The sequence below is a fragment of the Staphylococcus piscifermentans genome (assembly GCF_900186985.1).
GTDB lineage: Bacteria > Bacillota > Bacilli > Staphylococcales > Staphylococcaceae > Staphylococcus > Staphylococcus piscifermentans.
On sequence record NZ_LT906447.1, the window covers coordinates 153,926 to 167,430 of the forward strand.

Annotated in this window: 12 protein-coding genes; 8 read left to right on the top strand and 4 right to left on the bottom strand. The window is 34.1% G+C overall.

What is annotated here, in order from left to right:
* From CKV71_RS00645 to CKV71_RS00665, 5 genes are read left to right on the top strand one after another with little or no spacing between them, the layout of a single operon-like run.
* Positions 1-1,191 carry an ATP-grasp domain-containing protein gene (locus CKV71_RS00645; protein WP_095102738.1) on the top strand — a complete coding sequence of 397 codons (1,191 nt, stop codon included), beginning with the start codon at positions 1-3 and terminating at the stop codon, positions 1,189-1,191.
* Positions 1,192-1,203: 12 nt separating this feature from the next.
* A complete protein-coding gene (locus CKV71_RS00650; RefSeq protein ID WP_095102744.1) occupies positions 1,204-2,430 on the top strand; it encodes a glycosyltransferase family 4 protein in 1,227 nt (408 codons plus the stop codon).
* Positions 2,431-2,489: 59 nt separating this feature from the next.
* Positions 2,490-3,608, top strand: a complete 1,119-nt coding sequence (locus CKV71_RS00655) for a glycosyltransferase family 4 protein (RefSeq protein ID WP_095102749.1) — start codon at positions 2,490-2,492, stop codon at positions 3,606-3,608.
* Positions 3,605-4,798 (top strand): lipopolysaccharide biosynthesis protein, encoded by a 1,194-nt coding sequence (locus tag CKV71_RS00660; protein ID WP_095102752.1) that lies wholly within the window; start codon positions 3,605-3,607, stop codon positions 4,796-4,798. The genes CKV71_RS00655 and CKV71_RS00660 overlap by 4 nt, the downstream gene beginning before the upstream one ends.
* Positions 4,799-4,808: 10 nt before the next feature.
* The gene (locus CKV71_RS00665) at positions 4,809-6,032 is read left to right on the top strand and encodes an O-antigen ligase family protein (RefSeq protein ID WP_095102757.1); all 1,224 of its coding nucleotides are present in this window, start codon (positions 4,809-4,811) and stop codon (positions 6,030-6,032) included.
* Positions 6,033-6,144: 112 nt separating this feature from the next.
* Here CKV71_RS00665 and CKV71_RS00670 read toward each other — a convergent pair whose 3' ends face one another.
* A complete protein-coding gene (locus CKV71_RS00670) occupies positions 6,145-6,807 on the bottom strand; it encodes a hypothetical protein (protein ID WP_095102761.1) in 663 nt (220 codons plus the stop codon).
* Between the two features lie 219 nt (positions 6,808-7,026).
* On the opposite strand from CKV71_RS00670, the gene CKV71_RS12610 reads away from it, so the two are divergent.
* Complete coding sequence (locus tag CKV71_RS12610; RefSeq protein WP_095102763.1) at positions 7,027-7,548, top strand: YqeG family HAD IIIA-type phosphatase; 522 nt, start codon at positions 7,027-7,029, stop codon at positions 7,546-7,548.
* Between the two features lie 5 nt (positions 7,549-7,553).
* A complete protein-coding gene (locus CKV71_RS12615; protein WP_095102765.1) occupies positions 7,554-8,381 on the top strand; it encodes a VanW family protein in 828 nt (275 codons plus the stop codon).
* A gap of 36 nt (positions 8,382-8,417) precedes the next feature.
* On the opposite strand, the gene CKV71_RS00685 is transcribed toward CKV71_RS12615, so the two are convergent.
* On the bottom strand, positions 8,418-9,077 hold the full coding sequence (locus CKV71_RS00685; RefSeq protein ID WP_095102767.1) for a TetR/AcrR family transcriptional regulator: 660 nt from the start codon (positions 9,075-9,077) through the stop codon (positions 8,418-8,420).
* A gap of 55 nt (positions 9,078-9,132) precedes the next feature.
* Between CKV71_RS00685 and CKV71_RS00690 the strand changes: the two genes are divergently transcribed.
* Positions 9,133-11,376, top strand: coding sequence for a beta-glucosidase (locus CKV71_RS00690; RefSeq protein WP_095102769.1), 2,244 nt, complete (start codon positions 9,133-9,135; stop codon positions 11,374-11,376).
* A gap of 351 nt (positions 11,377-11,727) precedes the next feature.
* Here the strand turns inward: CKV71_RS00690 and CKV71_RS00695 are convergent, their stop codons facing one another.
* Together CKV71_RS00695 and CKV71_RS00700 are read right to left on the bottom strand one after the other, a co-directional pair.
* Positions 11,728-12,630, bottom strand: a complete 903-nt coding sequence (locus CKV71_RS00695) for a mechanosensitive ion channel family protein (RefSeq protein WP_095102771.1) — start codon at positions 12,628-12,630, stop codon at positions 11,728-11,730.
* Between the two features lie 90 nt (positions 12,631-12,720).
* Positions 12,721-13,467: a sulfite exporter TauE/SafE family protein gene (locus CKV71_RS00700; protein WP_095102773.1), complete on the bottom strand. Its 747-nt coding sequence runs from the start codon at positions 13,465-13,467 to the stop codon at positions 12,721-12,723.
* Positions 13,468-13,505 lie beyond the last annotated feature (38 nt).

Below are 13,505 nucleotides of genomic sequence, written 5' to 3' on the forward strand. Positions count from 1 at the left end.
TTGAAGAAAGTTTTTATTTTGGGAGGCAGTGCGCTACAAGTGCCATTGATAAAAACAGCTAAAAATTTAGGATTATATGTAATCGTAATTGATTTAAACCCAGAGGCTGTTGGTTTCAAATATGCTGATGAGAAATACGTAATCAGTACACGAGATGGTGAAAGTATAGCTGAATTGGCTGAAGAAATCGGACCCGAAGCGATTATAACTGCAGCAACAGATATGCCGATGAGAACCATAGCAGAAGTAGGCGAAAAGTTGGGATATAATACTTTGTCCTATGAAACATCTTTGAAGGCCACTGATAAGTTTTTAATGAGAGAAGCATTAAAAGTAAACAAAGTTGCAATACCTAAGTATTTTCTAGCTGAAAGTAAAAAAGATTTTAATGAGGCAATAAAAGCAATAGATGGACCGAAAATTATAAAACCAGTTGATTCTTCTGGGAGTAGAGGTATTTATTTATTAAATGATGAAAGTAAAAGAGATGAAGCTTTTAGCCATGCGTTAAGACATTCTAATAACAAGAAAATTTTAATTGAAGAATACATGCGTGGAAATGAAGTCAGCGTAGAAACGCTCACAATAAATGGTAAAACATCTGTGATCGCAATAACTGATAAGTTAACTACAGGGGCACCCCATTTTATTGAAACAGGTCACCATATACCGAGTTTAGTCAGTGAAGAAATGCAAAATGAGATTAAGAAAATTACTATCCAAGCTATTGAAGCGATTGGTATTAAAAATGGGCCATCACATACCGAAATTATAGTTACACCGAACGGTCCTAAAATTGTCGAGTTAGGAGCACGACTTGGTGGAGATTTCATTACAAGTCATCTAGTGAAGTATGGTACAAGTATAGATTTAATACAGTTACATATCTTGTTGAGCATGGGAGAGTTAACATCTTTAGATGAAGAAGTAGATTATTACGGTTCGGCAATTCGCTATTTTCAAGTTTCCCCAGGTATCGTAAAAGATATTACAGTTCCTGAATATATTGTAGAAGATGAAAATTTAGTTGAACTTGAATTTAATTATTCTATTGGTGATAAAGTTGATGAAGTTAAAAGTAGTGCTAATAGATTCGGTTATATTATATGTAAGGGTGAAACAACGGAATCTGCAATAAATTTATGTGAAAAGTTTATGAGTGAAATTAATATATCAATCGAAGAGGTATAAGAAGGTGTAAAGATGAAGATTTGGATTGTTTCAGATGGAGAGCCGCTCCCTGTTGATAATGAAAATGTTAGATTGCGAAGAATGGGAAATTTAGCCAGTATTTTGAGCGAAAGAGGCCACGAAGTGCTTTGGTTTTCATCTAATTTTGAACATTATAATAAAATTTTCAGAACAGAAACAGACGCAGTGTTTCCAATAAATAAAAATTATAAAATTGTATTATTAGCTACTAAAGGTTATAAACGAAATGTTTCACTAGCTAGGTTGCTACATTTTAAGCTTTTTGCAAAAAAATTTGCAACTATAGCCAAAGAATTAAGTAAACCTGATGTTATTTTAACTACAATGGCTCCTATCCAAGCTTCTAGAGAAGTCGAGAAATTTGCAACCGAATATAAGGTGCCATTTGTCGTAGACATTAGAGATTTATGGCCAGAAATTTATTATGAAGTTACACCTAAAATTTCACATCCTTTAATAAAAATTTTAGTTGAAAATAACATTAAAACTTTAAAACAAATTTTACAAAAAAGTACAGGTATTGTTGGTGTAACAGCCAAGTTTTTAGAGTATGGATTAAACGTTGCTGACATGAAGCGCAGATATACTGATAGTGTTTTTCATACAGCCTACCCAGATATTATTAAAAAAGACAAATGTTTAACAGATGATTGGAACAATAACGGTCTAGAAGATGGGGATTTTGTGGTAACTTTCGTAGGAAACTTTGGGAAACAATTTGATTTGGAAACTGTATTTAAAGCTATAGATTTAATAGATGAAAAGAAAATTAAATTTGTTTTGTGCGGTGTCGGTGAAAAGTACGATTATTATGTTCAAAAATATAAAAATAATGATCATGTAATACTGCCAGGCTGGGTAGGTAAAAATGAAATTGTTTCTTTACTGAAACGCTCTTCAGTAGGCGTAGCTCCTTATATCGATAGTATTAATTTTAGATTAAATATGCCTAATAAATTCGGTGAATATCTTGCTGCTTCTCTGCCCGTGTTGGTTGGAGTTTCGGGAATGATGGAAGAAATGTTGAATGAAAATAATAATGGATATCATTATAGCAATGAATATGAACTGAAAGATAAAATTCTAAAACTTTATAATGATGAAAGATTGTTGAAAGACATGTCGTCTGCTTCACGAAATCTTTATATAAATCAATTTAATGTTGGAACAGTGTATACGCAATTCGCCAAGTATTTAGAAAATATCGGCATGAGATAAAAATAATTTGTAATAATATAAATTTTAATTTTTTATTTAATTAATTGAGGTGAGATGCGGTGAAAATTTTACATTTGAATTCTAATTTTGTCCATAGTAAATTGTATGGCAACCAATTAAATAATATGTCTGTAGATTTTGAACACATTATTTATAACCCGATAAAACAAAATGTAAAAGTAAAAGATGAGGGTGACCCTTATACATTATTTATTCCAAGAAATTTAAATAAATTAGACAGTCTTTTGAGCTTTAGACGTAGACATAAATCATTAAAATATTTAAAAAGAAATTTAGACTTATCTGAAATTTCGTTATCACATGCACATACTTTAACTAATGACGGTATCTTAGCTTACTCTCTATTTCAAAAATATAATATTCCTTATGTACTAACTATTAGAAATACTGATGTCAATTTTTCAATTAAATATAAAAAACACTTAAAACCATTATTTAATAAAACTATTAAAAGTGCTGAATTAATAATTTTTCCTAATCATGTTTATAAAGATAAATTGATGACATTATTTAAAGGTAATGCAGAGGTCGAAAAAAAACTTGAAAAATCGATAGTTATTCCGAATGGGATAGATGGCTATTGGCATAAAAATAAAAAGGCAGAAAGAAAAACATTAGAAAATAAAAAAGTGATTGATCTTATCTATGTAGGTAGAATATATAAAAATAAGAACTTGCATAGAGTTCTTAAAGCTATTACAGAAATTAATGAGCAGAAAAAATACAAGTTGAAATTTAACGTTGTAGGTAAAGTTATCAACCAAAAATATTTTAAAAACTTAAAGAAAAATTATAAATTTAAATATTTTGGAACTAAAAATAAAGAAGAAATTTCTGAGATTATGAAAAGTATGGATATATTCACGATGCCTTCTGAAAATGAAACTTTCGGATTAGTTTTTTTAGAGGCATTGAGTCAAAATTTACCTATTGTGTATACAAAAGATGAAGGAATTGATCGTTATTTCTCGGAAAATGTGTATGGGGTGGCTGCTCATTCTAAGGATTACCAAGACATTAAAAAAGCAATTATCTATATTATAAATAATTATAATGAAATGCAGAAAAATCTTGATGACAAAGAATTTTTAAATGAATTTAAATGGGAAACTATTGGCAAGAAATATGACAAAATATATCGAGAAAAATGTTTATGAAACGGTTTTTAAAAGACTCATCAATTAATATTATCTCTAACCTAGTGGTTGTGGTAGCCATCCAATTGTTGACTTTCCCACTTATATCCAAAGGAGAAAGTGAACAAAGTTTCGCTGAGCTAGTTGTGTTATATGGTATTGCTTTAATTTTTGCTACAACTTTTGGCAACACGTTGAATAATGTAAGGTTATTGCATAATCCTAATCTAGAACACAAAATAAAAGAAAAAGTTTTTTCTAAGTTTTTTGTTATTATCTTAATATTTAACGCTATAACTCTTACAGTTATTTTCTTTTTCTATGTTAAAGAATTTGGAATTAATCAAATTCTTTTCGTAGTATTTTCCTTATTGTTAACTGCAAGATATTATCTCCAAGTCTACTTTAGAGAAAATTTGAATTATACTCGAATTTTAATTACAAATGTTTGCGTAGCACTTGGTTATCTTATTGGATTGATGATTTACAAGTTTATTATACATGAATCTTCTCTTCCTTTCTTGTTAGGGGAAGGTATTGGTTTTGTTTATTTGGTTCTAAATACTGAAGTAAAATTCAAAATACACAAAGATATAAAAATAACATACGGTGGAATATTAAGAGATTATTCTAACTTTTCCTCTATAAACTTAATTATTAATATATTGAACTACTTAGATAGATTAATATTGCTTCCTATTATAGGAGCAACAGCAGTAACTACTTATTTTATCGGATCTACAGCTAGTAAAATGATTTCTTTAATAACCACTCCTATGAATAATGTTATTTTGTCTTACTTGTCAATAGGGACAAATAATATTCACAAGAAAGATTTTAATAAATTACAGTTATTACTTTTAATTGCTATAGTACCTTTATTCTTTATAATTAAATATATGTCACTATTAATTATTTACATCATATACAAGAATTATTTTGATCAAGCTAAATCTATTATAGATTTGGTGACAATCATATGCTTATTATCAATTTACAATAGTATTATTCACCCTTTTGGAATGAAAATATTAAAGTCTAAATTACTTTTATATATACAGGTTGGGTACGCAATCATTTATTTATCACTTGCTTTAGTAGGGAGTTATACATATAACTTAATCGGGTTTTGTATAGCAACAGTTATTGCAATGGCATTGAAGTTAGTTTATACAAATATAAAGATTTCTGAAGTAATTAAAAAAGTTTAGGAGAGCTGATATGGAACAAACAATTAAACAAACAAATACACTTGGTCATACGACAATTATATTATTGACTATTGTACTATTCTATATCGGTACTTTAAATGCAATCGGATCTTCTAAAATCGGAATTCTTTGTCTTGGATTAGGTGTATTGTTGTGTGGCTTGAATTTTATTTTTACTGTTTTCAAAGGATTTGAGTTGAAAATAGCTTACATTATAATACTATCATTTTCGTTTTTATACTTAATAACAGCAATTTACTCAGGAAGAGAAGGTAATTTTGTTAAAGAGCTAATTAATCCTATTCAGTTTTTAGTTTGTATTGCAGTTGCTTGCTCTTTTTCTGTAATTAATTTAACAGCTTCACGAATTAATATTATGTTTTATGCAACTGTAGTTTTTGTAGTGTTTCATTTTATTATTTGGATAAAAAGCGGTTTCTCGTCACAATTTGCAAGTATTTATCCTAACTCGAATTTAGTTGGTCCATATATGTTTATTGCAATTTTCTTTATACTCCTTAAAATGACTTCTACTAAACGAAAGGCACTAGCTTTTGTAACGATGATTATGGCTTTCCTCGTTCTTTTAGCCAGCGATACACGTTCAGTTTTACTTGCAATGTTTGCAGGATTGTTAGTGTATATATTTTGGAGAGGTATATCAAAAAACTTAGTAACAGGAACTGTTTTTTTTGGAACTTTTATTTCTTTTATATTTGCTGTGATTTTTCTATACCCTAATTTACCTAAGTGGAGATTTTATTCTATTGCAGAGAATTGGATGAGAGAAAATACAGGAAAAAGTTTGATGTCAGGTAGAGGAGAAATATGGTCCTCTTTGAATGGTTATCTTTCTTTAAAACCGTTTTTTGGATACGGACCAAGTACAGTTGCTTCTGATCTTATAGGAAGACAAGCTTCTTCTCATAATCTATACTTAAATATTGCGTTACAAGTAGGGTTAATCGGATTATTTATATTCATCATTTTATTGTATATGCTTTTCATTATGATGTTAAAACGAAAACAATCTAGGACCGTACGTTTAGCTGCATCATTTTACATTGCAATTTTAACCCATCAAATTTTTGAAATAACTCTAATACAAAACCAACTATCTATTGGTGTTTTCCAATGGGCTATTATTGGGATAGGACTTATGCCGTTTTTATCTAAGAATTATGTAGATGATTTTGACTATAAGTTATTTAAATTCAAATACAAATACAAATAAACCAAACCACCCCAACCTTTAGATCTTTATCTAAGGTTCAGGGTGGTTTTCTTCATCAAATAAATATTAGGCTTTTAGAATATCTTTTTTAGCATAGTTCCGCTCTTTCACTTTAATTTATATAATCATAAACTTTATCAATTTGTTCTGAGAAGGTACCTTCAAATTTATTATCAAAGAAGGCGCTGCCTACTGTAATCGCCCATGGTGAAATAGCTTTAATCACATCTAGTTTTTCATAGGTATCTAAACTGCCTGCAATACACACAGGTAGTTCTAGTTGTGTCACGAAGGTATGAATGAGTTCAACGGGATCTCCAACATAGCGATAACCTAGCAAATCGAAACCAAAGACGCCATGTGAGGAATGGAATTTAGCTTCATTAACGATGTCTTCAATATTTCCTTTTAAAATAGAAGGTCTGTCAGTGATATCTCCTGCAAAAGGCATATATTTTAAATTATGCTTGATACAAAATTCATTCACTGATGGGAAAAACTTAGTTCCCATTAAAATATCACAACCGCAATCAACTGCTAATCGAGCTCCTTCCAAACATTCCGGTTCTGTATATTCCACAATTTCTAAGAAGGTAGTCTTACCGCATTGTTTCATATAAGCAAAAAGATTTTTCATCTCTTCAATAGATATCCCTTTATCTTTAAATCCCCAATACTTAGCCTTTGAATCTTTACAAGCTTCGAAAATATCATATGCATTTTCAACGGTGTAATCATTATGCGTCAACATCACTATTAATTCACTCTTACTCATTTTTATCCCAAACTCCTTCTTTATAATATAATGTTATGACCTATGATAATCATTTGTAATTTTAATTATTTTTTGATATACGAATGTATAAATTAGATAAATAACAATTAATTGAAAACTGATTGACAGTTGTGTAAAGAAAGTTTACACTTATACATATTATTTTGCAACGCATATTAATAAAAAAATAACCTGGATTAAAATTAGGGAGGGCACCAAGTGTTTAGATTGATTTATCCTTATGCCTATTTAGACAGTGTTTTTGATATTGATTATGAGAAATTACGTGAGTTGGGCTATAAAGCAATCATTTTTGATATCGATAGTACACTTGTGCCGCATGGCGCTGATACAACAGATGAGATTGACGAATTATTTGTTTATATTCATAACTTAGGACTCAAGACATTATTTCTTTCGAATAATAGTGCAGAACGTATTCAAGATTTCAACAGAAATATCAATAGTTTATTTATTCCAATGGCGAATAAGCCGCATAAGCCTAATTATTTGAAAGCAATTGAAATGTTAGATGTGAATAAAGATGAAGTTGTGCTGGTTGGGGACCAATTATTTACAGATGTCCTTGGCGCAAATTTATGTGGGATAAAAAGTATTTTGGTGAAATATCTCTTGCATGAGCATGAACAACACCTAGCAATCGGCAAGAAACGGCAAGTCGAAAAGGTACTACTGAAATTTTACAAACAAAGATTTCCTAACATTAAAAAAATGAGGTGAACAAGTTGGCTAAAAAAAGAAAGTTATTAAGTGAAGTACATCCTGTATTTTATACACTTGCTACTAAGAAGGGCATTATTAAAAGAAATCTTGATGATTTATTCCAACGCAAAAAATTCTCGCAAGTTAGATCAAACGATTTGCTGCCTAATATTGTATCTCAAAACTCTTCTAATTTAATTAAAACAGGTAAAGGCATCGATCCAGTTCTACAAGAAAATAAAGCCTATAATATTGAACTGGCTTCCTCAAAAATTGATAAACTGATTATTCGACCAGGAGAAGAATTTTCATTTTGGAATTTAGTAGGAAAAATTAATCGTAAAAATGGTTACAGAGATGGTCGCGTGATTATAAACAATAAAATTCAAGCTGGTACTGGCGGAGGGTTATGCAATTTGGCCAATACCATCCATTTATTAGTCTTACATAGTCCGCTTACTATTACCGAATTCCATAATCATTCTGATGCCTTAGCTCCAGATCCAGGAGAACGTAAACCTTTCGCTACAGGAACATCTATTTCATACAACTATGTGGATTATCGTTTTAAAAATGAAACCGATCAAAATATCCAACTTAGAGTATGGTGTGAAAACAAGAAGCTTTTAGGCGAATTACGCAGTGAAAAAGTATTTCCATGGACTTACCAACTTGTTGAAGAAAATCACCATTTCGCAAAAGAAGGCGAAAAGTATTATCGCATTTCAACAATCTATAAAGAAACACAAAATCGTGAGAACTCAGAAGTATTGAAAAAAGAACTGATTTTAAATAATCACTCGGAAGTCTTGTTCGACTACGATTTGATACCTAAAGAATTAATCAGATAATCCCAAATCAAACCACCCCAACTTTTAGACTCCCGTCTAAGGTTCAGGGTGGTTTTCTTCAGCCAACAAATGTAAGACTTTCAAAATATCTTCTTTATTAATATGGCCTACTTGTTTCTTTAATATTTCAATAAACTGTTCTGCTGGAAGATGATTTTCAGGATGCAGCCAATTTAAGAACATATTGATAATGCCTGCTAAATGATACGTAGTAATTAATCTATCTTCTGGAGTATTGATATAAATACCATCCATATTCAGTATACGAAATTGCAATTGGGTCAGATATTTCAGTACTACATTGTACAGACCGAGTTCCATCACTTCTAAGATATAGGTACAATTAGTAAATACATAGTGATAGACTTCTACTTCACTGCTTCCGTTTTCAATCAACATAGTAATATGTCTTAAATCTGTTTCTAATTGTTGAATAACGATATCTTCTTTGTTTTCGTAGTTGCGGTAAAAGGTGGAGCGGTTGATTCCGGCTTTGGCGCAAATCTTCGTGATGGTAATCTTTTCAAAGGTTTCTTTTTCCAATAAGAGCATGAGGGCTTGGAATACCCATTCTTGGGTGCCGCTCTTCTCTAAATTGACTCTCTGGTTGTGCAACAAATCACCCCGTTTTGTGGCTTTCGGCTGGTTAGCGCCGTCTTTGAATTGAATCGCTTTAGGTTTCTCTCTATACTTCAAGGTGTAAAGAGAGATAGTGCCTTATGACTTAATTATAAACAAGGTGGAGATGACAATGAAACAAGAAGCAGATTACAGAGCACAATTGGAACAATTATCATTAGAGGATAAAGCGACGTTATTAACGGGTGCGAACTTTTGGAATACTGCAAAGGTATCAGATGTAAATGAAATTTTACTGTCAGACGGCCCATCAGGCATTCGTAAACAGACAGAAGGCGGAGATGCGCTAGGATTAACAGGCAGTGTGGAGACGATCGCGTTCCCATGCTTGGCGTTGATTGCGAGTACGTTTGATAAAGATTTGTTACGTAAATACGGGGAATATTTAGGACAAATTGCCAAGGCGGAAAAGGTCAATGTATTGCTTGGACCAGGTATGAATATCAAACGCAGTCCGCTTGCTGGGCGCAACTTTGAGTATCTTTCTGAAGATCCGTTCTTAACTGCAGAGTTGGCGATTCAATATATTAATGGTGTGGAATCTCAAGGTATTGGCACGAGTCCAAAACACTTTGCGGCAAATAATAGAGAGAACGAGCGTTTTACTTCTTCTTCTAATATCCAACCGCGTGCCTTGCATGAAATTTATTTGAGTGCGTTCAAGCGTGTGGTGGAAGAGGCACAACCTGCTACAATTATGAATTCTTACAATAAAGTGAATCATGTTTTAGTTGTCGAAAATGAATATTTATTGACGGATTTATTGAGAAGTCAATGGAATTATGACGGTCTGGTCGTATCTGACTGGGGTGCAGTGAAAGATCGCGTGAAATCATTGCGTGCTGGCCTTGATTTAGAAATGCCGGGTCAACCAGATTATTCTATTCCACAAGTCGTGGAAGCAGTGAGAAGTGGCAAGTTGGACGAGGCGCTTGTTGACCGTTCTGTCTTACGTTTGTTGAAATTAATTGATAAATATACATTAGAAGGCGAAGCGCCAAATTATAATAAAGACAATTATCATGAATTTGCACGTACTATCGCAGCGCAAAGTATTGTGTTGTTACAAAATGAAGATAATATTTTACCGTTGAAAGATGAGAGCAGCAAAGCGGTAATCGGTGCATTTGCGAAACATCCTAGATACCAAGCGGGCGGTTCAAGTAAGGTCAATGCTTACAAAGTAGTAACGCCATTCGATGCCTTGAAAGAAGTGTATGGTGATTTCGCTTATGCTGATGGTTACGAATTTGAAAATCTAGATGCTAACCAACAGTTGATCGATGAAGCAGTAGAAGCGGCGAAAGGTAAAGATGAAGTCATCTTATTTGCAGGCTTCCCAGAAAATGTAGAGTCTGAAGGCTTTGACAAGACTTCTATCGTCTTGCCGGATAACCAAGTTGCATTGATTGATGCGATAGCGAAAGTGAATCCGAATATCGTAGTCGTACTGCAAAACGGCAGCGTAGTTGCGACACCTTGGAGACACCAAGTGAAAGGCCTAGTTGAAACTTATTTAGCAGGTGAAGCGGTCGGAGAAGCTACTGCAGATGTACTTTCCGGTAAAGTGAACCCATCTGGTAAATTGGCAGAAACTTTCCCAGAACGCATTCAAGACACACCATCTTACTTGACGTTCAACCGCAGCACTGAGGAAGAGAATTACATGGAAGGCATCTTTGTCGGCTACCGTTACTATGCGACGAAAGATCTGCCGGTCGCATTCCCATTCGGCCACGGCTTGAGCTATACTGATTTCGAATATACAGACAGCAAAGTGAACGTCGATAACGATAAAGATCAAATTCAAATCGACGTTACCGTCAAAAATGTTGGTTCAGTGCAAGGCGCTGAAGTGGTGCAAGTCTACTTGCAAAATCGTGCGAGCAACATTGAGATGGCCGCGAGAGAGTTGAAAGCCTTCGAGAGAGTGGAACTAGAAGCGGGAGAAAGCAAAACAGTCAGTCTTGTCATTCCATTCGAACGCTTAAAATGGTATAACCCGCAAACAGACTTATGGCAAATTGATAACGGCGACTATACTGTGCATATCGGCAGCTCTGTTAATGACATTCATACTCATCACGACTTTGAAATCACAAGTATCGATGAGCCGCCAATCCAATTGTCATTAGACTCATCATTGAAAGACATCATCGACCTTCAAGACACATTATCTAAAGAAATTGATGAGTTCGGTTTCGACGAAATGATTCATAAAATGACAAGCGAACCGAATTTGCGCGTGCTCGCAGAACCCGCTCCCATTCGTATGCTCGTAATGTTCGGCTTGAAATTGAGCGACCTTGTGAAATTCGTTGAAAAATGTAACGTACGCTTGAAAACAGGCGAATAAAGAGCGATTTGATAGAGATTGGTAGTTTTTCTAGACACTAATGAGGAAGAAGTGTCTAGAAAACGGTGTAATCTGGACATTAGCAGAAAAGAAGTGTCTAGAAAAGGGCATAATCTAGACATTAGCAGAGAAGAAGTGTCTAGAAAACAACATAATCTAGACACTTCCCAAAAAGTAGTGTCTAAAATAATGAGAATCTGGACATTTCCATTGCGGAAATGCCCAGATTTTTTACATATTAGAAAGTTCCACGCTCTCCAATTATTGCCTGGGAAATATCCGCACCTCCGCAACTCACCCCATACAAAAAAGCTGCAGCTTCCGAAGCTCCAGCTTTTCAACAACTGCTATTTAGCTATCCATTTCCACGTGAATGCGTTCGCCCACAAGTTCAATACTGTCTTCAGCATTCAACAATGGCAATATACGTTTATTCAAATCTGATTTCACATCGCTTGCTTTCGGATAATCAGACGGGAAATAACAGCTTAATACTGCCATATCTTTATCAATCAGCAGGTGTACTTTATAATCCAGTTTTCCATCAAACAATGCAATCTTCGCTTTGATACGACGTAATTGTTCATCAGAATAGCGGCAGAGGAACTCTTTCATGTAGTCCTCCAAGGCTTTTTCACAAATAGCAACAGCAGTTTGCCAATCACTATCAATGGCTAAATTGTAATCGACCTCATACCAGTTGATATGAGAAGCGGCACTGTAATTAACAATCGGTTCTTCCAACAACACGTGATTCGGAATCGTAATGATTTTACCGGTTGCGCCTTCAGTAGAAAGGTAATTCCCACGTTCTGCGATTTTAAAATGCAGTAGCGAAATCTTGACAACATCGCCGAGATGTCCGCTGATTTCAATCCGATCGTACATTTTAAACAGGCGACGATTCATTAATAAGAAATAACCGACGACTTCCATGGCTAAATTCTTCAATGAAAAGGCAACCAGCGCCACAATGATTAAAGCTACCACAATCACGGAGTTAGCTGCATTAATCCAAATACCTAGAATGCAGACCACTGCGATGAACCAAATCAATTGGCGGATGCTTTTCATTACCACCGTAAAGCGTTTAGCATTTGTGGCATGTCGCACCAAATACTTCGTCACAATGTAATGCAACCAAAAGGCTACAATTAAAATAACAATAGTAAAGACAACTTTATGTGATAAGTTTTGGCCGTCAAATGCGCCTTTAAATAAATTTTCAATATAGGAGGTAATTTGTTCAATCACTCGTCCCACCTCTTTTCCTTTCCATTTACACAATATAATTTTATTTTACCAAAATAAAAAGACAACCACCCGTTAAAAAGTGATTGTGACTTAAAAAATTAATTCGGTGATTGCAACTACAATCAGAATGCTGATAATCGCCTTCTGAATGACACTTGGTAAAAGGCGACCAACTTTCAAACCAATCGGCGCAAAAATCACACTGCCGACAATGAGGAAAATCGCATTGCCGAGCGGTACATAACCTTGCATCAATTTGATTACAAAGGCACCGATAGAAGACATACAAGCAATCACAATACTGTTGGCAACGACTGTGTTCATCGGTAATTTAAAGATAGCCAGCAAGACTGGAATAATGATGAAAGCACCACCTGCACCAATTATGCCTGCAACTAATCCGATGATTGCGCCTACAGCAATTAACAACCAATGATTATAAGAGTGCCCAGCATCCTCATGAGGTTTCACTTTTATAAACATCAGCACCAAAGCCAGCATCGCAATACCGATATAGACAGCATTAATCACTGGCGTCGTCAGCAAATTGGCTGCCATAGCACCGACAACACTGCCGCCGCCCATATAAAGTACGAGCGGAGGGTTGAAATCAGGCTCTTTAATCGCTCTGATTGAACCGCTTAAGGTACTAAAGAAAACTTGGCTGGAAGTCAGACCAGACGCAATATACGCACTATATTCCGGTGTGCCGAATAACGGAGGCAACAGTAAAATCGCCGGATAAATAATAATAGAACCGCCGATTCCGACTAGTCCCGCAATAAAGCCGCCGCCAACGCCGATTGATAGCATTAACAGAATATGGACTATAGACATCAGTATGGCGTCTCGCTTTCTATAATATTCTTCATTTT

Excerpts from the sequence above, each read along its gene's own strand:
- CKV71_RS00700 (WP_095102773.1), bottom strand. The coding sequence starts at position 13,467 with ATGTCTATAGTCCATATTCTGTTAATGCTATCAATCGGCGTTGGCGGC.
- CKV71_RS00670 (WP_095102761.1), bottom strand. The coding sequence starts at position 6,807 with ATGAGTAAGAGTGAATTAATAGTGATGTTGACGCATAATGATTACACC.
- CKV71_RS00665 (WP_095102757.1), top strand. The coding sequence starts at position 4,809 with ATGGAACAAACAATTAAACAAACAAATACACTTGGTCATACGACAATT.
- CKV71_RS00650 (WP_095102744.1), top strand. The coding sequence starts at position 1,204 with ATGAAGATTTGGATTGTTTCAGATGGAGAGCCGCTCCCTGTTGATAAT.
- CKV71_RS00690 (WP_095102769.1), top strand. The coding sequence starts at position 9,133 with ATGAAACAAGAAGCAGATTACAGAGCACAATTGGAACAATTATCATTA.
- CKV71_RS00660 (WP_095102752.1), top strand. The coding sequence starts at position 3,605 with ATGAAACGGTTTTTAAAAGACTCATCAATTAATATTATCTCTAACCTA.